This window comes from Actinotalea lenta (genome assembly GCF_030586465.1).
GTDB lineage: Bacteria > Actinomycetota > Actinomycetes > Actinomycetales > Cellulomonadaceae > Actinotalea > Actinotalea lenta.
Genome location: NZ_JAUQYP010000002.1, coordinates 16,844 through 39,287, shown reverse-complemented (window position 1 = coordinate 39,287; position 22,444 = coordinate 16,844). Strand labels below are relative to the sequence as shown.

Genomic DNA, 22,444 nt, shown 5'->3' with positions numbered 1-22,444 from the left:
GCACGACAGCAGTGACCACGACGGCAGGCTCCGGGATCACCGTCGCTCCCGGCTCAGTTGTCGTCGTCCGCGACGAGGAGTGGCTGGTCCGCTCCGCGGAGGAGACCGCCGACGGCCTCCTCGTCCACGTCCAGGGCCTCAGCGAACTCGTCCGCGACCTCCCCGCGAGCTTCTACGCAAGCCTCGACACCATCGAGCCGCTCGACCCGTGCGAGGCCACCGTCGTCGCGGACGGCAGCCCCCACTACCGCACCTCGCGACTGCGGCTCGAGTCGACCATCCGCAAGACCCCGCTCGCCCTGAACGCGGAGTCGGGCAGCGCTACAGGTACTGGTAAGCAGTGCGCGCCGACCTCGTGGACCCGGCAAATCGAGATGCGCTCGTCGACCTGCGCAGGCTCCTTCGTGAAAGCGATCACCCCGACGTGAGGTTGGTTGCCGAACTGAGCGATGTTCCTCACCTGGTGACTCGACGCGCGGCGCCGAGAGCGGGACCGGCAACGTCCTCAAGCGCCACGCCGGACGTGTACGACGAAGGCCCGGACCAGTTGGTCCGGGCCTTCGTTCACAAGTAGCGGGGGCAGGATTTGAACCTGCGACCTCTGGGTTATGAGCCGGGCCGACTACCGCTTCTCCACGCTCTTGACTAGCATCGATGCATGCGTTTCCGCAGGTCAAGTGCCATTTCGACGTCCGGGCTAGCCCGCGGCCGTCCGTCGGGATCCAGACGCGTCTGCGTGCATTCTGCGTGCACCGGGGGTTGAGTCACGATGGTCTGGATCATCAGCAAGCCCGACCGCAGCGGCGCCATCCGTCACGCCGGGATGTACCGCGACCCCGAGGGCCGCACCCGATCCGCCGGCGTATTCGCAAGCGAGAGGGCCGCCCGCTCAGCCGCGCGCGGCGCCGAGGAACGAGTGCGCCGACAGGAGTGGATCGACCCCGGCGCCGGCAAGATCACCTTCGCCGAGTACGCCGAACACATCTGGCTGCCCTCCCGCCACCTCGAGGTCACCACCCGCGCCGGCTACGCCTCCTACCTCCGCAACCACTTCGTGCCCTACTTCGGCCGGCTGCAGCTCGGCAAGATCTCACCGTCGGCCATCCAGGGCTGGGTCTCCCACGCACTCGATCAGGGCCTGTCCCCGCGGTCGATCGCCAAGTACCACACCATGCTCCACTCGATCTTCGCCCGAGCCGTGCGCGACCGGCTCATCGCCTTCAACCCCTGCGCCGACACCGAGCTCCCCAAAGTCGTCACCCGGCGCGCCCGAACCCTCACCCCGGCCGAGTTCGACGCGATCCTCTCCGAGATCCCCGAACGCTTCCGGCCCCTGGTGCTCACCGGCATCGAGACCGGCCTGCGCTGGGGCGAACTCATCGCACTCCGACCCCGCCACATCGACTTCCTCCGACGCGCCATCACCGTCGAGGAGACGATCGTCGAGGTCTCCCGCAAGGACTCCCCCACCGGTCAGCGCATGATCGTCAAGCCCTACCCGAAGGACGACGAGCCACGCACCCTGACCGTGTCCCAAGGCCTCCTCGACGCACTCGCCGCGCGCATTGCCACGCTCGGCCTGGCCCGCGACGACCTGCTCTTCCCCTCGCGCGAAATGGCCCACGGCGAACCCCTGTCCCGAGCCACCTTCAACACCCGATACTGGCGACCCGCAGTCCAACGCGCCGGCATCGACTTCCCCGCCCGCATGCACGACCTACGCCATGCCCACGCCTCCTGGCTCCTCGCCGGCGGCGCCGACCTCAAAGCCGTCATGGAACGCATGGGCCACGCCCAGATCATGACCACCCAGAAGTACCTGCACACCCTTCCCGACGCCGACCAGCGCGCACTCGCCGCCTTCGAGGCCATCCGCACACGCCGCTGAACTCCACGACACCTGAGGTAGCAGGACCGCGGCGCTCAGGGCCGGTGAGGCGATGCTCCTGTCCTCGCCTCATCGGCCACATCATGCGGCGCTCGAACGCTCGACACTCCTGTCATCTCTCGATCGCGCCGAACTCCCGCACCGTGTCCGCGATCGCGACCTCCGTCGGGAGCCGCTCCATCGACGACGCCCCGTAGAAGCCGTCGATCTCCGGCACCGCGGCGAGCACCACGGCGACGTCCTTCGGCGCGGACACCGGGCCGCCGTGGCAGAGCACCACCACGTCCTGGCGCACCGACCGGGCCGCCGCCGCCCACTCCCGGACGACGTCGATCGACTGGTCCAGGGTTCGGGCGGTGTCCGCCCCGATCGCACCGCCGGTGGTCAGGCCGAGGTGGGCCACCACCACGTCGGCGCCGGCCTCGGTCATGGCGACCCGCGTCCTCGGCGGAGAACACGTACGGGGTGGTGAGCAGGTCGAGCTCGTGGGCGGCGCGGACCAGCTCGACCTCGTGGGCGAAGCCCATCCCGGTCTCCTCCAGGTTGGCGCGGAACTGGCCGTCGATGAGGCCGACCGTCGGGAAGCTCTGCACGCCGGAGAAGCCGAGCCGGGCTAGCTCGGGGAGGAAGACGTCGAGCGTCATGAAGGGGTCGGTTGCGTTCACACCGGCCAGCACGGGCGCGTCCTGCACCACTGGCAGGACCTCGCGGGCCATCTCGACGACGACGTCGTTCGCGTTCCCGTAGGCCAGCAGGCCCGCCAGCGAGCCGCGGCCGGCCATCCGGTAGCGGCCCGAGTTGTAGATCACGATGAGGTCGATCCCGCCGGCTTCCTCGGCCTTCGCCGAGAGGCCTGTGCCAGCACCTCCGCCGACGATCGGCCGGCCGGCGGCTCGCTTGGCGTCCAGGCGTCGCAGGATCTCGGAACGGGCGATGCGGCTCGGGGTCGTTGATGGGCAGGTCGAGCTCATCACGTCTACGTGCGGCGCGACGGCGCCCGCCGGACGGCGTCGAACAGGGCGCGGTCGGCGGCCGGGTCGTGGAACAGGCCGCCGGGCACCGACACGCCGCACGGGGCACTGACCTCGATGCCGAGTGCGGACGACCCGGGCCGCCCGGAGCCGTTCCCGACACTCGTGACACTCGGCCACTCCGCCGACGGAACCGTCCTCCTGAACCTCGAAGCGGCGGGGACGCTGACCATCGGCGGCGACCCGGCGGTTGCAGCCGACCTCCGCCGGGCGCTCGTCGCCGAGCTCGTCACCTCCGACCTCAACGGGCCGCGTCGGCCTCGCGGCCGGCCAGGACTTCGAGCCACTCGCCCGAGCCTGCGACCCGGCCCGCCTGCAGACCGCGCCCGCGGCGGCAATCACGCGCACGGCCGATCGTCGACTCAGCGATGTGCGCCACGCTCTGACGGAAGTCGGTCTCGACGACACGCTGCAGGCCCGATCGGACCGGCTCGTCGGTGATGTCTGGCTGCCTGTCGTGTTCGACTCCTCCGACACAGCGGAACCGGCTCCGGGACCGTGGACAGGCACCGTTGTCGTGACACTGCACACCGCGTCGGACCCAGTGTGGACGGTTACCGCCGACGAGGCCGGCGCCCGCGTCGAGCCACTCGGGATCCAGGTCCAGCCTCAGCGCCTGAACGCGGAGGGTCTGGGCCGACTGGTCGAGCTAATGGCACTTGCGCCAGCGGTCGACGACGCCCGCCGCTGCGGCCCGCGCCGCTGACGGTCGAGATCATCGACGCACTGGCGGCGCTACCCCCAGCCGAGGACGTGGACGGCGACGCCGCCGACGCTCCGCCCTCGACTGTCCGGGTCGAACTACTCGGACCAGTGGTGATCACGGGTCTCCCAGAGCGCGCCGGTCACCTGAGTCGGCGATCGACCGAACTCCTGGTGTACCTCGCCCTCCGGGGACGTGCGACGGGACCCGAGCTCGACAAGGCCCTCTGGTACGGCAAGCGCATCGACAGCCAGACCCGCAACAGCCTCGTCTACCGGACGCGGCAACGCGTCGGCGCGGACGTCCTCCCCGTCGTCGGCGCTGACGGCTTCTACCGACTCGGGAACGCGGTCACGACCGACTGGTCCGACTTCCAGAGACTCGCTCGCCGGGGACTCGCGGCCGGACTCGACGAGACCGACGACCTGCGATCCGCGATGAACCTCGTGCGCGACCGACCCCTGCTCGGGGTACCGGACGCGGATTACTCATGGGCGGAGCACGACGTCCAGCACATGATCAGCACCATCGCCGATGTGGCTCCCGTCCTGAGGCGCCTCTTGCTCGAACCTGGCGACGAGCCTTGACGCAGCGACCAAGGGGCTCAACGTCGACGGGGCCTCGGAACTACTCCTTGGCGACGCACTTGAGGCAGCCGCGGCCGCCGACGACAATGCAGCGGTCCGCCGTCTCCGCGCCCGGATCGATAGCGATGTCGACAGCCCCGCACGCGCCGAGTTGTCCGGACTGCAGTGGCTCGGAACCGGCTAGAAACGGCGGACCCTAGAATATCCGGCCCTGCTCGGGCCCCGAACGCCGCCGCAGTCGAGCGTACTCCAGCAAGTCAGATGCCTTCGCGCCCTTGTCGCGCCACTGACGGACGAGGGTCTCGCCTAGCAGGACGTAGTACCACTCGTGGCCGTCGCGTTCCTCGGGTTCCAGTTCATTAATCTGCTCACACCAGGTCGTGGCTGACACTTGCTTGCGTCTGACATTGTCGTCACTGAGAGCGGTCTGTGCCTTTGTCTCGACAACGTAGACCGCTTCGGCGGTGCGGACAAGAAAGTCGGGCGAGTACTGCGCTGGCATGCCGTCAGCTTTGAGGTATGGCCGGCGGAGGAACTCATGGCGATACTCGTGCACTTTGGCCAGCGCCTCGATCGTGGAGTCGCTATCGGCCCACTGGATGAAAGCCCGCTCCAGGCCACCGCCCTGAGAGGGCACGGGAAGCTTTGGGTAGATGCACTTCGTGACCTCAACAGCGGTGCTGGTGCGCACGGGGATCGACTTCACCTCGGAGAGCCTGCGGTGCTGGATCTCCGCCGAAGCTACAACCTGGCTCGCTTGGAGCTCGACCAGCTTTGTAGCGAAGACGCCAGCGAGGTCCTGCGCGACGTCATCTAGCAGCAAAACACGCCAATTCTCATCCACCAGCGGGTCGAACTCCTGCTGGAACAGCCGATTACGGATGTAGATGTCGAGCCAGCCAGTCAGCAGCGGCCGGTATGCCTGCAGGATCGGGAACTTGGCGTGCTGGTTGTAGTGCGACTGGCTCCTCGTCATTCCTCGGCTGAGGGCCTCGGAGATGCGAATCGTCATGCGCGAGAGGTAGTCATTGTAGCCCGTAGCGGTAAGCACACCGCCGTCCACGCGGTAGTCGCCGTACTGGGTGCCGGTCTGGGCATCCTGCGACACGAACTGGTCTCCCTTGCCGACCGCCTTCCTGAGCCAGTCGAGCTGGTACTTGCTTGGCGTGAGTTCGAGGGGGTTGACGCTGGGCTTTCGCAGCTCCTCGTCAGCGTCGCGCAGGATGATGGGCACCTCGAAGTCGTAGGACTCGTAGCCGGTCCGCAGATCGACGTGCTCCAGGTCACCGGTGGCGGTGGTGCCGTCTGAGTCATCGCCGACCTCGACCGCCAGCCCGCCAGCCAGCAAGTCGTCGTAGAACTTCGAGAACGCTGGGTGCTCCACGATGAACAGCACGTCGAAGTAGTTGTCCGGCTCAAGCCGCTTGGAGATGCGCTCTCGAGTCTGTGCCTTCAGTTCATCGATAGCGCTGTCTCCGCGCCACATCAGGCGAAGCCCGCGCCCGATGGTCTGCTCCAGCAGGATCGATGCCGCGGACGAGCGCAGAGGAACCACGACGCAGATGTTGGCGACGTCGAAGCCCTCACGCAACATCAGAACCGAGACGATGACCCGCGGCTGCTTGTGCCTGTCGATGTCGAAGAGCCGTTCGCGGATCGGCTCCCAATCCTTGATGCCGAGCTCGGCCTTGCGACCGGAATCGACACGGAGGATGTCGTCCTCGGACAACCCGGTGCTGTTCAGAAACTCGATGACGTGCGGCGTGACCGAAGTGTCCTCACAGACCACCATCATCTTCGGGTGCTTGTCCCGGTCGGCCCCGGCGAACTGGCGTTCCAGGATCTCCAGCTTCTTGAGCCCTGCTCGCAGCATCACGCGCTGCCCATTGGACAACCCTGTGACCCGCCGCTGCTCGTCGCGCTCGGCCTTGAAGTCAAGAGGCAGTGCGGCGATGTCCCGACGCTTGTCGAGCGCCAGCGCCTTCACCAGGCCGGCGCGCATAGCTGCGTTGAGGTCGAAGTCGACAACGATGTGCGGGAAGTATTCCTTGCCGTTGCCGCCGCGACCGCCGACTTCGTTGTAAGGCGTGGCCGAGAAGTCGAACTGCATGAAGCGCCGCCCCTTGGTCGCGGCGATCTCGTTCAGACTCCTCTGCCACTCGACATCGGTGACCTCTTCGGTGCGCCGGATCTCGTGAATGTGGTGCGCCTCGTCGTTGAACACGACAAGGTCAGTGAGGTCCTTGAGGGCCTCAAGCGGGCCGCCACGCAGGAAGCGCCGGTCTAGCACGTCCAGGGAGTTGCCGGCCGCCGTGCCCGGTGTCAGCGGAAAGACGCTCTCTACGGCCCCCTTGGGGTCGATGTCGGCGCCGGGTGCTTCGACCTCGTCCTCCCCCGTTTGGTCGGCGAGGAAGTCCGGGTCCTCCTGGCCGGCTAGCAGATGCCAATTGGTGATGGCGACCATCCCGGAGCCGGTCACCTTGCGACCGATGTCGCTCTTGACAACCACGGACGACTGCAGAAACCCGAAGACCTGGCTGCGGTGTGTCTCGGGCACGAACAGGTCGCGCTGCGAGTAGAGGTCGCTGGACTCGAAGCCCCGCTCCCCCTCGTGCTCCTTTCCCAGGAAGGAGTCCAGCAAGCGCTCGTAGACGATCAGACCGGGCGCCACCAGCAAGAAGTTGCTGGAGAAGCGAGGGTCAGACGGGTTGGCGATGTTATTCAGGTGCTGCCACACGAGAAGCGCATTGAGGACCCACGTCTTGCCGGTGCCCGTAGCCATCTTGGCGGCGTACTTGGGATGGTTGTGGCGCGCGCGCGTCACCTCGCTTAGCACCCCGGCGGTCGCCAAGGCATCAGCGGCTACCGCACTGTACAGATCGCTCAGCCTCGCCGCATTGAGAACCTCATGCGCGTAGATCGTGTTGAGAATGGCCGCCCGCTGACCGGCATGGAAGTTGAGCCCGCGCAGGTCGCAATAGTCCTGCTGGAACCAGTAGCGCAACAGCTCGGCCGTGACAGGCGTGACCTGCTCCAGGATCGGCGCCCCGGCGCCGGCGACGAGATCCGCGATCTGGGGGTCGACGATCTTGGCGAGCCCCTTGGCCAGGGGGAAGTCTGCGAAGCCGCTCATGCCGTCACCTCGACGTTGGGCAGGACCACATCCGACTCAAACCCGAATACGTCGACGGCACGGATGCAGACTGTGCGAGGACCGTCATGTGGAGGGAGGTCGAGCTCGGCGGTTGTGACGACGCGCAGTTCGTCAGCGTCGTTCTCGATATTTCCCCGGTAATCCTGCCAGACCGAGCGGAAGACCTCGCCGTCGTAGTCGGGATCGACCGCCCAGTACTCAATGAGTGCCAACGGCTCGGTGTTCATGACGCCCTGAAGGGCTGCCCTGCTGGACGCGTCGAGGTTGATGGCTTCCGGCGACAGCAGGACGTAGTTCTGCAGCCGGACGGTCAGCGACTCGCGGGCACCGGACCCGACGACACGCTCCGTCACCGCGGCCTGCAGGTACTGGAGGCTCGAGAACCGGACCGTCCCGGCGAGTTTGTCAGAGCCCTTCTTCTTGAGGCTGTCGAGGAGATCTGGGGGAATGACCAGGACCTCAAGCTTTGGGTCGTTCAGATCGGCAATGTCCTGCCCAATACCGGCCGAGAAGTTCCAGCCCAGCACAACTACCTTATCGAAGCCGCCCATCTTGGTGTCGCGGTAACCCTGGGCGCGCTTGAGCGTCGAGGGCGTCGTCAGGCGCGAGGGGCTGTCGGCAAAGACGAGTGTGCGACCGTTCGGCATCCAGCCGAGGCTGCCGTTGACGTTTTCTTCTGACGGCAGAGGCAGCGCGCCATAAAGATCCAGCACGACCCGCGAGAGGTCGCCGATGCGGAAGCTTCGGCCGAGCGTCGAACGGGCCTGCTCGACCTGGTAGTCGCCTATCGCCTGATACAGGAAAGGCCGGGCATCCTGGTCGATAAGCCGCTTGCGGGTAATCATCGCGGCGGGCTTGCCGAGATCGGTCGCAACCCAGCGGCGCCCGAGCCGCTCCGCAGCAGCTGCGGTAGTTCCCGATCCAACAAAGAAGTCGGCCACGATCGAGTCGGGACGAGAGCATGCCTTTATGATCCGCTCCAGCAACTGGATTGGCTTCTGGGTGCCGTAGTCGACACCCTCTCCCTTGATGCGCCCTACCGTCGTGATGTCGGACCACCAGTCCTCAGGGATCTTGCCATTCTCTGACAAGAAGTGCTCTTCCTTGAAGATCCCGCTCGTCTTGCCGGTGGCCAGCTTCTTGTAAGGCACACGGACGGCATCGCCATCGAAGATGTGGCCGCTAGACTTCCGGTACCAGAAAATGTTGTCATGCTTTCGAGGGAACCAGTTCTTTGTGTTCGACGGGCCCGTATACGCCCAGATGATCTCGTTAAGCATGTTGTCGCGCCCGAATACTTCGTCGAGGACGAGCTTGACGTAGTGACCGACGTGGTAGTCGATATGAACGAAGATCGATCCCTCGCTTGAGAGTAGTTCCCGCATCAGAACCAGCCGCGGAGTGATCATCGCGAGGTAGGACGCAGTGCCGTCCGCCCAAGTGTCCGAGTAGGCGAACTGCTCAATAACGGTCGGGCGCTGCTCGATGGTCGTGCCAGGTAGCGTGATCTTGGTTCGATAGTCGGCCTTGGAGTCGAACGGCGGGTCGATGTAGATCAGATCGATCTTGCCGCGCAGACTCGGCGTCTCATCGTTGCCGCTCAGGAACGCGGCCATCGCCAGGAGGTTGTCGCCATAGATCAGCCGGTTCAGCGAAGTAATGTCCCCGGCGTCGGTCTCGGGGTCGCGTGCGGCCCAAAGGCTCAGACCGGTCCGGTCCTTCGACGGAATCACCAACTCGCGGGTCTGAAGGGTGACGCGGTTTCGGCCCTCAAGCTGCTCAAGCACCTGCTGGGCCTGGCGCTTGCCCGCAGCCACGATGCCAGGCAGCTGTTCAAGTAGCGACTTGCTCATGGCTGGGGCTGTCTCCTCCGCGCCGCGGCGCGCGTCGTTGTCACTGCGGTCTCGGACAACGTAGCGGCCGAGACAGGCATCCTCGCAATGTCCCGCAGCGTGGGTAGCGAAGTCGTGGGTCGATTCACCCGCCACTGGTCATCTTGGCGCCGAGAGGCTCACCGAGAACAAGTACCCCGAGCGTTCCGCGCTCCACCGAGGCCGTCCGCACGCGTCCGCGCCTGACCGATGCGTGCATTCTGCGTGCATCAACGCCAGAGGCCCTCTCGATCCGAAGATCGAGAGGGCCTCTGACCTGCACCTTCACAAGTAGCGGGGGCAGGATTTGAACCTGCGACCTCTGGGTTATGAGCCCAGCGAGCTACCGAACTGCTCCACCCCGCGTCGCGAACCTCAACGATACGGGACCGTAGGTGGAGCGGCAAATCGCCCCCAACCTCCGCCCTCTGCCGCGGCCCCTGCCCGTCCACCCCAAACCCCGTGCACCCCACCCCGCACGGCAGCCCTGGCCGGACTGCCCCCCAGCGAGCCCGGCCAGGGCTCTCCCGTCGGCGCGCCTACCGGCGCACCCTCGGCGCGCCTCCCTGGCGCACCCTCAGCGCGCCGTCCCGGCGCGCCCCGTCGGCGCAGCGCGTCACAACACGACCACGCCCAGCCGGACGTCGGCCACCGCGGACCGCGGCGACCTGCCGCGCGACGTGCTCATGGAGATGTCCCCCTGCTTGTGCCCCCTGCCGACCCCCGGCACGCATCGCTGCCCGGGCACCAGGCACGCTCGGTGACTGGCGCACCATCTATCGTGGCGAGGACACTGCTCATCAGAGGACCTTCGTCCTGAGCGTCTCCGAACCCGGGTGACGCACGGTCACCGGCCCGACACCGGCGGGGTCCGCCGCCGGTGATGATCACCCATCCGGGTGGCCGCCCCACGGCACGGCCGAACCACCGCTTCAGCCGGCCCAGAACCGGCCGATACAGACCACGACAGGGAGGAGGAGTCCGGTGATGGACCTGCCGCGCGAGCTGGACCGCCTCGAGTCCCTGCTCACCTACGGGATCCTGGGCGGCCAGGGCCCGGACCTGACGGACATCGCCGAGCTCGCCGCCCAGCTCTGCGGCACTCGCAGCGCCGCGGTCGGCTTCCTGGGCGAGGACGAGGTCGAGGTCTACGCCACGTTCGGCGCACCGATGCGCAACATCCCCCGCTCGATGTCGGTCTCTGCGGCCGCGGTCGAGCGCGGGGAGCCCGTGGTGCTGCCGAACATCCCGGGGGCGCTGCGCCCCGACCACCCGTTCGCCCAGGACGGACCGGTGCGGGCGTTCGCCGCGGTGCCGCTCACCGGCCGGGACGGCCTGCCGCTGGGCGTCCTCGCGGTGCACCACACCGCACCGCTCGAGCTCACCGATCGGCACCTGCACGCTCTGCGCGTGCTCGCGGACCACATCATGAACCGCCTCGAGCTGCACCGCCTGGACGCCTGGGGCGGGCGCACGCTGGGTCACGCGCGCCCGGTGGAGCCCACCCGGATCCGCCGCGCGCTCGACGCCGGCGAGCTGGTGCCCTACCTGCAGCCCATCGTGGACCTGCGCACCGGCTCGACCGTTGCCCTGGAGGCGCTGATCCGCTGGCAGCACCCGGAGCACGGCCTGCTGCCTCCCGGGGACTTCCTGCCGGTGGTCGAGGCCAGCGGGTTGATGATCCCGGTGGGCCGGCAGGTGCGCCAGCGCGGGATGGATGCGCTGACGCGCATCCGACGGCTGGGCTCGTCCGCGGCCTCGATCCAGCTCAGCATCAACATCTCGCCCATCGAGCTGGCCCGCCCGCAGCTCGCGGCCGAGCTCATGGCCGACCTGCAGGAGCGGGCACTGGGACCCGACGCGCTCGTGGTGGAGGTCACCGAGACGGCCGCGTTCGTGGACCGGGAGGCCGCGGTCACCCAGCTCCGGGCGCTCGACGACGCCGGCGTGCAGATCGCCCTGGACGACTACGGCGCCGGGCACTCCTCGCTGACGCGACTGCTCAGCCTGCCGCTGAGCGTGCTCAAGCTGGACCGTGCGCTGACGAGCCGGATGCTCGACGACCCCCGCCTGGAGACCGTGGTCGGGTCGACCGTCGCGATGGCCCGGGACCTGGGCCTGCACGTGATCGCCGAGGGCGTGGAGGTGCCTCAGCAGGCCGTCCGGCTGCTGTCGATGCACTGCGGCTACGCACAGGGCTGGCACTTCGGCCACGCGGACACCATCGACAACACGATGGCGGCCCTGCGCACCCTGGCCCGCGCTTAGGCGCGCTGCCCCTGCGGCCGCGAGTATGGGGCGGTCATCACGCCGTCGGGGTCGAGCCGGTCGAGGATCGCGCCCGCGATCGCCCGCAGCTGGTCGACCTGCTGCGGCTCGAGCGCATCCAGCACCGTGCGGCGCACCTGCTCCACGTGACCCGGAGCCGCCGCCTCGACGGCCCGCCACCCGGCCTCGGTCAGCACCGCGTTGGTGGCCCGGCCATCCGCCGGGCACGGCGCCCGCTCGACCAGCCCCCGGTCCTCGAGCCGGCTGACCACGTGCGACAGCCGGGACAGGGTCGCGTTGGACCGCGCGGCGAGCGCGGTCATCCGCAGCCGGCGTTCTGGCGCCTCGGAGAGCATCGCCATGACGTAGTACTCGAAGTGCGACAGCCCGGAGTCCCGGCGCAGCTGCTGCTCGAGCGAGCCCGGCAGCAGCTCGACCACCGCGACCAGGCGCACCCAGGCCTGCAGCTCGTCCTCGGTCAGCCAACGCGTCATGCCCCGCATCCTACCGGAACACTTGACGCTTCAACCATTGCGCCCTAGCGTGTTAGTTGTCACTTCAACCAAATGGGCCGACGAGGTCCTGATCGACACGGGAGGACGTCATGACGCACGTCAGCATCATCGGCACCGGGACCATGGGACAGGCCCTGGACGCCGTGCTCAGCCGGGGCGACACCCCGCACACCCTCGTGCACCGCGGCGAGGACCTGCCGTCCGGGACCGACGTCGTCATCCTCGCGATCCCCTACCCCTCCCTCGCCGACGTCCTGGAGACCTACGGCTCGGCGATGGCGGGCACCGTGGTCGTGGACCTGACCAATCCCGTCGACTTCGCCACGTTCGACTCCCTGGTGGTGCCCGCGGACTCCTCGGCCGCCGCCGAGATCGCCGCCGCGCTGCCCACCGCACGCGTGCTCAAGGCCTTCAACACCACGTTCGCCGGCGCGCTGGCCGCGGGCTCCGTGCTCGCCCGGCCCACCACCGTGCTCATCGCCGGGGACGACGCGGACGCGAAGGCCACACTGTCCTCAGTCGTCGAGGCCGGGGGCCTGCGGGCCGTGGACGCAGGCGCGCTCAAGCGGGCCCGCGAGCTCGAGGCGCTCGGCTTCCTGCAGATCACCCTGGCCGCCGCCGAGCGGACCTCGTGGACCGGCGGCTTCGCGCTGGCCGACTGACCATGACCCACCCCTACGCGCAGTTCCGCGAGCGCGCGGCGCGGCTGGACACCGCCGTGCCGCGCCGCCCGTGGACCCCGTCCGACGGCCCGCTGCCCGCGCTGTACCTGTCGCACGGCGCCCCGCCGCTGCTCGAGGACGCCGCGTGGATGGACGACCTGCACGCCTGGGCCCGGCGGCTGCCCACCCCGCGCGCGATCCTCATCGTCTCCGCGCACTGGGAGTCCGCTCCCCTCGCGCTGTCCACCACCGACGGCCGGGCCGACCTGGTCTACGACTTCGGCGGGTTCGACCCGCTGTACTACCGGCTGCGGTACGACACGCCCGACGCCGGCGACCTGGCCGCCCTGGTCCGCTCCGTGCTGCCCGCCTCCGAGGCGCTGCACGAGCACACCGCGCGCGGGCTCGACCACGGCGCCTGGGTGCCGCTGCTGGCGATGTACCCCGACGGCTCCGTCCCCGTGCTCCAGCTCAGCATGCCGACGCACGAGCCCGGCCGGCTGCTCGAGCTCGGGCGGCGGTTGCGGACCCTGCGCGAGCACGGCGTGCTCGTGGTGGGCTCGGGGTTCATGACCCACGGGCTGCCGTTCCTGCCCTGGGGCGACCTGTCGCGCGTGCCCGGCTGGTCGGCCGAGTTCGACGCGTGGGCCGCCGACGCCCTGGCCCGCGGCGACGTCGACGAGCTCGCCGGCTACCGCGACCGCGCACCGGGCATGCCGTACGCGCACCCCACCGTCGAGCACTTCACGCCGCTGTTCCTGACCCTGGGCGCGGCCACCGTGCCGGGCACGGTGACCACCGCCCTGGACGGCTTCTGGTGGGGCCTCGCGCGCCGCTCGATCGAGGTCGCCTGACGACGCCCCCTCCACACGGGGGCCCGTCGCAGATCGCCGGGAAGCACCGAGGGTCCCGTCGCGCGTGCTGCGCGACGGGACCCTCGGGTCTCAGCCGCCGTTGTTGAGCTGGGCCTCGGCCGTGATCGCGTCGGTCAGCGCCGCCTGGAGCCGCTTCTGCGCCTCGCCGTACGCGGCGAAGTCACCGCGTGTCAGGGCCGCCTGACCGTCGTCCAGCGCCTGCTTGGCCCGCTGCAGCGCGTCGTTCAGCGCAGCCTGCGCGTCCCCGGCGGGAGGCGTCGTGGGGCTCGTCGTCGGACTGCTCGACGGACTCGTCGTGGGCGAGGTGGTGGGCGACGACGTCGAGCCGCCGGTACTGCCTCCGTTCGTGGGGGCGTTCGGGACACCGCTGTCCGTCGGGCCCGGGGTGTCGACCCCCGCGTCACCGCCGAACACCTGGTCCAGCGCGCCGCCCAACGTGTCCGAGAACCCGATGTTCTCGCCGAACGCCACCAGCACGCGTTGCAGCAACGGGAACTTGGTGCCCGCCGAGGACTGCACGTACACGGGTTGCACGTACAGCAGACCACCGCCCACCGGCAGGGTCAGCAGGTTCCCGCTGACCACCGTGGAGCTGCCCAGCCGGAGCACGTTCAGGCTCTCCGACACGTTCGGGTCCGAGTTGAACGCGTTCTGCACCTGGCCGGGTCCGGGCACCGTCGAGTTGCGCGGCAGCTCCAGGATGCGGATCTTGCCGTAGTCCGCCCGGCGCTGGCCTGCGGTGTCGCCCGGCTCCGCGTCGACCGCCATGAAGCCCGTGAGCACCTGCCGGTCGGTGTTACCGCCGGGGATGAACACCGAGGTCAGGGAGAACGTCGGGTTGTCCTGGCTCGGCATCTTCAACGTCAGGTAGTACGGCGGCTGGAGCTCGCTGGAGTTGACCGGGTCCTCCGGGTTCCGCCAGAAGTCCTGGCCGGAGTAGAACTCCGACGCGGTGCCCACGTGGTAGTGCGCCATCAGGTCGCGCTGCACCTTGAACAGGTCCTGCGGGTAGCGCAGGTGGCTCATCAGCGCACCGCTGATGTCGCTCATCGGCTTGACCGTGTTGGGGAAGATCTTCTGCCAGGTCTCCAGCACCGGGTCGGTGGGCTCCCAGGAGTACAGCGTGACCTTGCCGGAGTACGCGTCGACCGTGGCCTTGATCGAGTTGCGCAGGTAGTTCACCTCGTCCGGCGCGAGCGCCGACAGCGCACCACCCCGCGCGGTGAGCGAGTCCTGGGTCACCTGCTCGAGCTGCTTGGACGTCGAGTACGGGTACTGGTCGGACGTCGTGTACCCGTCGACGATCCACACCACGCGCCCGTCGACCACGGCCGGGTACACGCTCGAGTCGAGCGTGAGGTACGGCGCGACCTTCTTGACGCGGTCCTGCGGGGAGCGGTCGTACAGGATCTGCGAGTCCGGCGTCACCCGGTTGGAGAACAGGATCTGCTCCGAGCCGAACTTCAGCGAGTACAGCAGCTTGTTCCACAGGTTCCCGATGCTCGGGCCCGCCTTGACCTCGGCGGTCGGGAAGGTGGTGTTGACCTGGCCGCCCGCGGAGTCGTCCGGGTAGTCCAGCTCCCACGGAGAGGTGCCGGCCGGCGCGCCCACGATCGAGTAGTCGGGCAGGTTCTCGCCGAAGTAGATCCGCGGCTCGTACTTGCCCAGCGCACCGACCGGCGGGATGCCGCCCTCGTAGAACGACGGCCGGCCGTCCGCGGCGGTCGTGTTGCCGTAGGCGGCCACGACGCCGAACCCGTGCGTGAACACGGTGTGGTCGTTGACCCAGGTCCGCTGCGCGGAGTCCAGGCCGCCCAGGTTGAGCTCACGCACCGCGATGACGGTGTCCCGGCTCTCCCCGTCGATGTTGTAGCGGTCCACCGACAGCGTCTTGGGGAAGTCGTAGTACTGCTTGTTCTGCTGGAGCTGGCGGAACGACGGGCTGACGATCGCCGGGTCCAGCAACCGGATGCTCGCCGTGGTCTCGGCGTCCGAGCGCAGCGCCCCGGCCGTGGCCGTCAGCTTCGCGTCGTACGGCGTGATCTCCGCGTCCGACAACCCGAAGGCCGCCTTGGTCGCATCGATGTTCCGCTGGATGTACTCCGACTCCGCCGACTGCTGGTTGGGCTGCACCTGGAAGCGCTGCACGACCGCTGGGTAGATCCCCCCGACGAGGATCGCCGAGATGACCATGAGGCCGACGCCGATCACCGGCACCCGCCACGTCCCCCGGAACGCGGCGTACAGGAACACGATCGCGATCAGCGCCGCCACGCCGGTCAGGATCGCCTTCGCCGGCATCACGGCGTTGACGTCCGTGTACGACGCCCCACCGGGCACCGTCGCGTCCGCCGAGGTCTTGGTCAGCAGCGAGTACCGGTCCAGCCAGTAGTTCACCCCGATCAGGGCGATGATCACCGCGGCCGTCACCCCCAGCTGCACGCGCGCCGCGGGGATCGTGCGCGGGCCGCTGCCCCCGCCGACGCGCAGGCCGCCGTACAGGTAGTGGGTGGCCAGCCCCGCGATCCCGGCGACCACGGCCACCGCGAGCAGGAAGGACACCACGAACCGCAGCATCGGGAGCACGAACAGGTAGAACGACACGTCCAGCCCGAACTGCGGGTCCGTCGTGCCGAACGACGTCCGGTTGAGGAACAGCAGCACGTCCTGCCACTGCGCCGAGGCGGCCGACCCCGCGAAGAAGCCGACCACCGCGGGCCCGGCGATCATCACGAGCCGGCGCAGCGGCTCGATCATCTCCCGGTACTGGTCCAGCGACGCCTGCTCGGGCGTGGACGGTGCGTACACGGGCCGGCTGCGGTACGCGACCGCGAGCGACGCCCACACCGCCACGCCCATCACCACGAAGCCGGCCACGAAGAGGATGGCCCGCGTGATCCACTGCGTCGTGAGCACGCCGAGGTAGCCCACCTGGCGGAACCAGAGCACCTCGGTCCACACCTGGGCCATGATCATCACGAGCACGACGAGCCCGATGATGATCGCGATCGTCGGCCCGAGAGGCCCACGCTTGCGGCGCGGTCCACCGGAGCCGGAGGAAGGTCGGCTGGGTCGTGCGAAGGTCACGTCAGGTGGTCCTCATGGTCGGGGCTCGGCTGGGGACGGGCATTCGGCGCGCACGCGTCGGTCGGGTCAACGGACGAGCACGGGCCCAGGTTCCCACACGTGCCCGGCGCGCGGGCGCGGAACCTCCCGCCGAGGGCGTGACACCATGGCGCGGTGAGCACCTCGAGCAGCGACGACGCCGCGGTCCAGGCGCTGGACCGCGTCATGCGGGAGATCGAACGGCACGTGGCGAGCGCCGGCTGGGACGGCCCGGTGCGGGTGTTCGCGCTGGTGCGCACCGCCGCCGCGCTCGAGGCCGAGCCCGAGCTCGCCGGCCAGCTCCCGCCGGAGACGATGGTCGCCGCGCGGCTGGACCCCGAGCACCTCACCGCGGTCGAGCAGGAGGGGCTGCCGGCCGCCGAGGACCTGGAGCAGCTGCTCGGGGGCCTCGCATGGCCGGACACCGTGCACGGCGCCGCTGTGGTCGTCGAACGGGTCGTGCTACCCAGCAGCGCCGAGCGGGACATGCCCGCCGACCCGCAACAGGCCGTGCAGTACCTGATGTCCCACCCGGAGCGTCAGGACGTGCGCCTTGCCGCGGGGGCGCTGCGCGACGGCCCCCGCTGGTGCGTGCTGCGCACCCGGGCGAACGACGACGACGCCGCGGTCGCCGCCGGCCCCGACCTGGTCCCCGGCCTCACCGACGCAGTAGCCGCCACCCTCCTGTAGGGCCAAGCCGCGTCCGCGCCCCCGGTCGCAGATCGCGGCGCCGGTCGCAGATCGCGGCGTTCGTCGCAGATCGCGGCGTTCGTCGCAGATCGCGGCGTCCCGGGCGCCGCACTCTGACCGCAGCGCCGCACTCTGACCGCAGCGCCGCGCTCTGACCACGGTGGCGCGATCCGCGGGCCGCGGTCAGGAGCAGGTGGGGAGCTGGTCGCCCTTGCCGGCGCCGATCGCCTCGACGGCCTGGCGCGCGCCGTGCAGCGTCGTGACCGAGACCACGTGCAGGCCGTCCGGGACGTGGCCCACCACCTCGGCGCAGTTCTGGGCCGGGGCCAGGAACCACGTGGCGCCGTCGTGCCGCGCGCCGTACATCTTCTGCCGGATGCCGCCGATGGGCCCCACGGTCCCGGTCAGGTCCATGGTTCCCGTGCCGGCGATCACCTGACCGTCGGCCATGTCCTCGGGCGTGAGGAGGTCGATGATCCCCAGCGCGAACATCGTGCCCGCGCTCGGGCCGCCGATGTTCTCGATCTGGATCGACACGTCGACCGGGAAGTCGAAGCTCGGGTCGATGAGCACGCCCAGCAGCGCACGCCCGTGACCGTCGTCGGTGGTGGTCACCGGCACCTGCGTCGGGGACCCGTCGCGCGTCACGGTCAGCGTCACGGTGTCCCCGGGGCGCACCGCGTCCATCTGCGTCGACAGGGCGGAGAACGAGTCGACCTGCACCCCGTTCACCGCGGTGATGACGTCGCCCTTGCGGACGTGGCCGTCGGCGCCGCTGCCGGTCATCACGTCGCCGACGGTGAGCGTGGTCGGCACCTGGTAGCCGAGCTCCTCGAGCGCGGAGACGGTGGCGTCCTCCTGGGAGGAGATCATCTCCTGCTGCCCGGCCTGGGAGATCTGCTTCTGGGTCTGGTCCGGCGGGAAGATCGCCTCGACCGGGATCACCGAGTCCTGGCGCGACGCCCAGCCGGACAGCATCCGGCCGAGCGTCACCGGGTAGCCGGGGCCGCCCGCGGTGGACACCGTCACCAGCCGGAGCTGACCGGTGACGGGGTAGGTCTTCGCGTGCGGGATCTCGATCAGGGGCTTGCCGTCGTGCGCGCCCAGCGTGTTCAGCGTCGGCCCGGGCGCCTCCACGGCGTACGGCAGCGGCAGGGCGGACGCGACCGCCAGCAGCAGGGCGAGCGCGACCACCGACACGCTGAGGGTGATCGACCGCGGCGTCGCGGGCCGCGGCTCGTCCTGGCCCTCGTCGTCCGAGGGCACGAACGGGTCGCCGCCCTCGGCGACGTCGGGCTCGCCGTGGGGGGTCGCGTCCGGCGCAGGGGTGCGGGGGTCGTCGCTCACCGGGTCATCATCCCCTGAGCCGCCGGGTGGCTCGCGTCGAGCCGCGCGGCGCACCGCTCTCACCTCGGCGCCCGCGGGCCGGCGTCGCTGCGCCCTGAGCGAACCCGGTCGCGAACCGGGCCCACGGGGCATGGCCCCGGGCCGCCCCCCGGCTACCGTGGACGAACCACCTCTCCCCTGGAGGCCCGATGTCCACTCCGGACCCCACCCCCGGCATCCCCCCGGCCTGGGCGGCCATGCTGCGACAGATGCTCGGACCGCAGGCCGACGAGGTGATCGCGGAGATCGCCGAGCACGGCCTGCAGGGCCCTGACGGCGAACCGATCGACCTGGCCGAGCTGGCCAGCCGCATGGGCCTGCCGGAGGACCCCGCGGCCGTGCAGGCGATGGTGTCGCAGATGCAGCAGGTGCTCGCCTCGGGCACCGGACCGATCAACACCGACCTCACGCACGACCTGGCCCGTCAGACCGCCGCCGCCGAGGGCGACCCGAGCGTCACGGACACCGAGCGCCGCGCGGTGGTCGACGCGCTCGGGGTCGCCGAGCTGTGGCTCGACCAGGCCACCGACCTGCCCGCCTGCGGAGGGCCGGTGCGCGCCTGGAGCCGGTCGGAGTGGGTCGAGCAGACCCTGCCGCGCTGGCGCACCCTGGCCGAGCCGGTCGCCGGCAGCGTCTCGGCGGAGCTCGCGCGGGTGATCGGCGAGCAGCACATGCCCGAGGAGATGGGCGACCTGGCCGGCGCGATGGCGCCGATGATGCGCCAGCTGGGCAGCGCCGTGTTCGGGCTCCAGCTGGGTCAGGCCGTGGGGACGCTGTCCCGCGAGGTGCTGGGCACCACCGACATCGGCGTGCCGCTGCTGCCAGGGCCCGGCACCGCACTGCTGCCGCGCAACGTCACCGAGTTCGCCGAGGGCCTGGACGTCCCGCCCGACGAGGTGCGGCTGTTCCTGGCGCTGCGCGAGGCCGCCCACGCCCGGCTGTTCACGCACGTCGGGTGGCTCCAGGGGCACCTGCTGGGCGTCGTCGACGCGTACGCGCGGGGGGTCGCGATCGACGTCGACGCCCTGGAGGACGCCGTCCGCTCGATCGACCCGACCGACCCGCAGGGCATCGCCGATGCGCTGTCCGGCGGCGTGTTCGCCATGGCGACCTCCCCGGCTCAGCAGGCTGCGCTGCTGCGGCTGGAGACGCTGCTGGCCCTGATCGAGGGGTGGGTGGACCACGTCACGTCCGTCGCCGCGGAGGCGCACCTGCCGCACACCGCAGCCCTGCGCGAGACGATGCGTCGTCGGCGCGCGGCCGGCGGGCCGGCCGAGGACATCTTCGCGACCCTGGTCGGCCTGGAGCTGCGGCCCCGGCGGTCCCGCGACGCCGCGACGCTGTGGGCGACGCTGGCCGAAGAGGGCGGCGCGGCCGCGCGGGAGGCGGTGTGGGACCACCCGGACCTGCTGCCCACGGCGGAGGACCTGGACGACCCGACGGGCTACCGGGCACGGCGGGAGGCCGCCGAGGCCGACAACGCGGACCTGGACCGCGCGCTCGCCGAGATCTTCGGGCAGGACGACGAGGGCAAGAGGGGCGAGAGCTGACCTAACCCGCGTCGACGCCCGCGCCGGGCTCCTCGAGGTCACCGCGGTACCCGTCGGCCTCGCCGCCGGGCTCGTCGGCGTCGGTGTCCTCGGGCGGCAGGTCGGTCGCGTGGGCGAAACCCTCGAGGAAGCCTCGGGCGCGGTCCGTGCGCGGGTACGCCTCGAGCTCGGCCCAGAACCCCGGGCCGTGGCCCGCATGCAGCAGGTGCGTGAGCTCGTGCAGCAGCACGTAGTCCAGGACCCACCGCGGCACACCGCGCAACCTCGTGGAGATCCGGATCGTGCCCTCCGACGGCGTGCACGACCCCCAACGCCTGCCCTGGCGGGCGGACCACGCGACGCTGACCGGGCGGGCACGGCCGTCCAGGTACCGATCGGAGAGCTCAGCCGCCCGGCGTTCGAGCTGGGCGTCCGACGGGGTCCTGCGCCGCTCCGACGCGAGCATCTTGGTCACCATCCTGCGCACCCACTCGCGCTCCTGGGTCGCGGTGAACCGGTCCGGGATGGCCACCACGGTGCGGCCGCCCTCCCGGAACGCGCTCACCGTGCGGGTGCGTCGCCGGCTGCGCCGGACCTCGACCCGCTCCAGGGCCGTCGCGAGTGCTTCGTCGTCCACACCGGGAACGGTAGCCCGCGCGGCGGACACCGGCCTCGGGCGACCAGACGACCGGTGGACGGCCCCCACCGCGGCCCGACCGTGCACGACGCGCCGATCCCGGAGCGAGCCACGCACGGCCATGCGGCACCGTTACGCTGATCCGAGCACGGAGCCGACCAATCACCGCGCTCCGGCCCGTCGGCTCGACCACGACCGACGCACCAGGCTGATGAACGGAGACACCATGGCCGAGACCTACGAGGGCGAGTTCTACTGCGTGAAGTGCAAGGAGAAGCGGCAGACCTCCGGCGAGGTCGTCGTGACCAACGGCCGCAAGATGGCCAAGGGCACCTGCCCCGTCTGCGGCACCAAGCTGAACCGGATCCTCGGCAAGGCCTGAGCCAGGCACCCGCGAGAGGCGGTCCCCATCGGGGGCCGCCTCTTGTCATGTGTGGACAACCCCTGCCGCCTCCCGGACCCGAGCACGCTTGCTGCCGGAGAGGAGGCCGTGTGCAGCTGCGAACCCTGCCCGTGGTGCGGCGGGACACCACGACCGTCCAGGTCGGCACCGACCCGCGGTGGGCCGTGGCGCTGGGCGACCTGAGCCCACCAGCCGCCGGCGTGCTGGCCGCCCTCCCCCCTGGCGCACCGGAGCGGACCGTGCGCACCGCGCTGCAGGCCGCCGGGGTCGACGCCGAGGAGGCCGACGCGATCCTCGACCACCTCGCACGGGGCCACCTGATGGTCCGTACGCCCGCGGCTGTCCCCCCCGCCGAGCAGGCCGATCTCCGGGCGTGGTCGCTGCTGTCCGCCGACGGGGACGTCGCACCCCTGCTGGCCGCGCGAGCGGCCGCCCGGGTGCGGATCTGGGGGCTGGACAGGGTGGGCATCGCCGTCGCCCAGACGCTCGCACTGGCCGGGGTGGGACGGCTCGAGCTCGACGACCCCTCGCCGGTCCTCCCGGCGGACGTCGGCTTCGGCGGCCTGACCGACCGCGACCTCGGCGAACCCCGGGAGCTGGCCGTCGCGCGTGCGGTCCGTGCAGCGCGGCCCCGCGCCCAGACCCTGGCGGCGGTCGGCCGGAGCCCGGACCTCGTCGTGCTCGTGGACCGTGCCGTGGCCGACCCGGTGCGCCACACCCCGCTGCGCGACGCGGGCGTACCCCACCTGTCCGTCCTGGTCCGCGAGGCGTCGGTCCTGGTCGGACCCCTGGTGGTGCCCGGCAGCACCGCCTGCCTGACGTGCGCCGAGCTGCACCGCGCCGATGCCGACCCGGCCTGGCCGCTGGTCGCAGCCCAGCTCGTCGCGGCGCGGGCGAGCGCGAGCCTGGTCGCGGAGTCGACCCTGGCCGTCGCGGCAGGTGCCCTGGCCACCGTGCAGGTGCTCGCGCACCTGGACGGCCGCCCGTGCGCGACGCACGACGCCGCGCTCGAGCTGAGCCTGCCGCTGACCGTCCCCCGGGCACAGCACTGGCTCCCGCACCCCGAGTGCGGGTGCGGGAGCCAGGTGCGCTGACCGGTGGCGCCGGTCCGGTGCGGTGCCCGGTGGCGGCCGGTGCGGT

At 70.3% G+C, this 22,444-nt stretch carries 17 protein-coding genes, 1 tRNA gene and 1 pseudogene; 10 read left to right on the top strand and 9 right to left on the bottom strand.

What is annotated here, in order from left to right:
• Positions 1-11 precede the first annotated feature (11 nt).
• Together Q6348_RS14075 and Q6348_RS14070 are read left to right on the top strand one after the other, a co-directional pair.
• Entirely contained in the window at positions 12-428 is a 417-nt protein-coding gene (locus Q6348_RS14075) for a hypothetical protein (protein ID WP_304602029.1), read from the top strand.
• Positions 429-769: 341 nt separating this feature from the next.
• The gene (locus Q6348_RS14070; RefSeq protein ID WP_304602028.1) at positions 770-1,888 is read left to right on the top strand and encodes a tyrosine-type recombinase/integrase; all 1,119 of its coding nucleotides are present in this window, start codon (positions 770-772) and stop codon (positions 1,886-1,888) included.
• A 112-nt stretch (positions 1,889-2,000) separates the two neighbouring features.
• Here the strand turns inward: Q6348_RS14070 and Q6348_RS14065 are convergent, their stop codons facing one another.
• Positions 2,001-2,318: a phosphoenolpyruvate hydrolase family protein gene (locus tag Q6348_RS14065; protein ID WP_304602027.1), complete on the bottom strand. Its 318-nt coding sequence runs from the start codon at positions 2,316-2,318 to the stop codon at positions 2,001-2,003.
• A 67-nt stretch (positions 2,319-2,385) separates the two neighbouring features.
• Positions 2,386-2,859, bottom strand: a pseudogene (locus Q6348_RS14060) (phosphoenolpyruvate hydrolase family protein); the annotation flags it as partial.
• A gap of 936 nt (positions 2,860-3,795) precedes the next feature.
• Between Q6348_RS14060 and Q6348_RS14055 the strand changes: the two are divergent.
• A complete protein-coding gene (locus Q6348_RS14055) occupies positions 3,796-4,209 on the top strand; it encodes a hypothetical protein (RefSeq protein ID WP_304602026.1) in 414 nt (137 codons plus the stop codon).
• 196 nt (positions 4,210-4,405) lie between these two features.
• Here the strand turns inward: Q6348_RS14055 and Q6348_RS14050 are convergent, their stop codons facing one another.
• The 3 genes from Q6348_RS14050 to Q6348_RS14040 all read right to left on the bottom strand — a co-directional run bounded on the left by Q6348_RS14050 (position 4,406) and on the right by Q6348_RS14040 (position 9,600).
• The gene (locus Q6348_RS14050; protein WP_304602025.1) at positions 4,406-7,342 is read right to left on the bottom strand and encodes a DEAD/DEAH box helicase family protein; all 2,937 of its coding nucleotides are present in this window, start codon (positions 7,340-7,342) and stop codon (positions 4,406-4,408) included.
• Positions 7,339-9,216, bottom strand: coding sequence for a site-specific DNA-methyltransferase (locus Q6348_RS14045; protein WP_304602024.1), 1,878 nt, complete (start codon positions 9,214-9,216; stop codon positions 7,339-7,341). The genes Q6348_RS14050 and Q6348_RS14045 overlap by 4 nt, the downstream gene beginning before the upstream one ends.
• A 310-nt stretch (positions 9,217-9,526) precedes the next feature.
• Positions 9,527-9,600 (bottom strand) — tRNA-Met (locus Q6348_RS14040).
• 621 nt (positions 9,601-10,221) lie between these two features.
• Here Q6348_RS14040 and Q6348_RS14035 point away from each other — a divergent pair.
• Positions 10,222-11,502 carry a sensor domain-containing phosphodiesterase gene (locus Q6348_RS14035; protein ID WP_304602023.1) on the top strand — a complete coding sequence of 427 codons (1,281 nt, stop codon included), beginning with the start codon at positions 10,222-10,224 and terminating at the stop codon, positions 11,500-11,502.
• Here Q6348_RS14035 and Q6348_RS14030 read toward each other — a convergent pair.
• Entirely contained in the window at positions 11,499-11,996 is a 498-nt protein-coding gene (locus Q6348_RS14030; protein ID WP_434062036.1) for a MarR family winged helix-turn-helix transcriptional regulator, read from the bottom strand. The two genes, Q6348_RS14035 and Q6348_RS14030, sit on opposite strands and share 4 nt — an antisense overlap.
• Positions 11,997-12,106: 110 nt before the next feature.
• On the opposite strand from Q6348_RS14030, the gene Q6348_RS14025 reads away from it, so the two are divergent.
• Positions 12,107-12,679, top strand: coding sequence for an NADPH-dependent F420 reductase (locus Q6348_RS14025; protein ID WP_304602021.1), 573 nt, complete (start codon positions 12,107-12,109; stop codon positions 12,677-12,679).
• 2 nt (positions 12,680-12,681) lie between these two features.
• Entirely contained in the window at positions 12,682-13,533 is an 852-nt protein-coding gene (locus tag Q6348_RS14020; protein ID WP_304602020.1) for a dioxygenase family protein, read from the top strand.
• A 90-nt stretch (positions 13,534-13,623) separates the two neighbouring features.
• Here Q6348_RS14020 and Q6348_RS14015 read toward each other — a convergent pair whose 3' ends face one another.
• Entirely contained in the window at positions 13,624-16,641 is a 3,018-nt protein-coding gene (locus Q6348_RS14015) for a UPF0182 family membrane protein (protein WP_304602019.1), read from the bottom strand.
• Between the two features lie 153 nt (positions 16,642-16,794).
• Between Q6348_RS14015 and Q6348_RS14010 the strand changes: the two genes are divergently transcribed.
• Positions 16,795-17,349, top strand: coding sequence for a PPA1309 family protein (locus Q6348_RS14010; RefSeq protein ID WP_350339681.1), 555 nt, complete (start codon positions 16,795-16,797; stop codon positions 17,347-17,349).
• Positions 17,350-17,532: 183 nt separating this feature from the next.
• Here the strand turns inward: Q6348_RS14010 and Q6348_RS14005 are convergent, their stop codons facing one another.
• Entirely contained in the window at positions 17,533-18,696 is a 1,164-nt protein-coding gene (locus Q6348_RS14005; protein WP_304602018.1) for a YlbL family protein, read from the bottom strand.
• A gap of 188 nt (positions 18,697-18,884) precedes the next feature.
• On the opposite strand from Q6348_RS14005, the gene Q6348_RS14000 reads away from it, so the two are divergent.
• Complete coding sequence (locus Q6348_RS14000; RefSeq protein WP_304602017.1) at positions 18,885-20,285, top strand: zinc-dependent metalloprotease; 1,401 nt, start codon at positions 18,885-18,887, stop codon at positions 20,283-20,285.
• Between the two features lies 1 nt (position 20,286).
• Here the strand turns inward: Q6348_RS14000 and Q6348_RS13995 are convergent, their stop codons facing one another.
• Positions 20,287-20,901: a M48 metallopeptidase family protein gene (locus tag Q6348_RS13995; RefSeq protein ID WP_304602016.1), complete on the bottom strand. Its 615-nt coding sequence runs from the start codon at positions 20,899-20,901 to the stop codon at positions 20,287-20,289.
• Between the two features lie 226 nt (positions 20,902-21,127).
• Here Q6348_RS13995 and Q6348_RS13990 point away from each other — a divergent pair, with 226 nt between their 5' ends.
• Positions 21,128-21,283: a DUF5679 domain-containing protein gene (locus Q6348_RS13990; RefSeq protein WP_304602015.1), complete on the top strand. Its 156-nt coding sequence runs from the start codon at positions 21,128-21,130 to the stop codon at positions 21,281-21,283.
• A 110-nt stretch (positions 21,284-21,393) separates the two neighbouring features.
• Complete coding sequence (locus Q6348_RS13985; protein WP_304602014.1) at positions 21,394-22,398, top strand: thiamine biosynthesis protein ThiF; 1,005 nt, start codon at positions 21,394-21,396, stop codon at positions 22,396-22,398.
• Positions 22,399-22,444 lie beyond the last annotated feature (46 nt).

What these genes read in the sequence shown, in the direction of transcription:
- Q6348_RS14070 (WP_304602028.1), top strand. Translation starts at nt 770, where the DNA reads ATGGTCTGGATCATCAGCAAGCCCGACCGCAGCGGCGCCATCCGTCAC.
- Q6348_RS14065 (WP_304602027.1), bottom strand. Translation starts at nt 2,318, where the DNA reads ATGACCGAGGCCGGCGCCGACGTGGTGGTGGCCCACCTCGGCCTGACC.
- Q6348_RS14050 (WP_304602025.1), bottom strand. Translation starts at nt 7,342, where the DNA reads ATGAGCGGCTTCGCAGACTTCCCCCTGGCCAAGGGGCTCGCCAAGATC.
- Q6348_RS14045 (WP_304602024.1), bottom strand. Translation starts at nt 9,216, where the DNA reads ATGAGCAAGTCGCTACTTGAACAGCTGCCTGGCATCGTGGCTGCGGGC.
- Q6348_RS14035 (WP_304602023.1), top strand. Translation starts at nt 10,222, where the DNA reads ATGGACCTGCCGCGCGAGCTGGACCGCCTCGAGTCCCTGCTCACCTAC.
- Q6348_RS14030 (WP_434062036.1), bottom strand. Translation starts at nt 11,996, where the DNA reads ATGACGCGTTGGCTGACCGAGGACGAGCTGCAGGCCTGGGTGCGCCTG.
- Q6348_RS14025 (WP_304602021.1), top strand. Translation starts at nt 12,107, where the DNA reads ATGACGCACGTCAGCATCATCGGCACCGGGACCATGGGACAGGCCCTG.
- Q6348_RS14020 (WP_304602020.1), top strand. Translation starts at nt 12,682, where the DNA reads ATGACCCACCCCTACGCGCAGTTCCGCGAGCGCGCGGCGCGGCTGGAC.
- Q6348_RS14000 (WP_304602017.1), top strand. Translation starts at nt 18,885, where the DNA reads ATGTCCACTCCGGACCCCACCCCCGGCATCCCCCCGGCCTGGGCGGCC.
- Q6348_RS13990 (WP_304602015.1), top strand. Translation starts at nt 21,128, where the DNA reads ATGGCCGAGACCTACGAGGGCGAGTTCTACTGCGTGAAGTGCAAGGAG.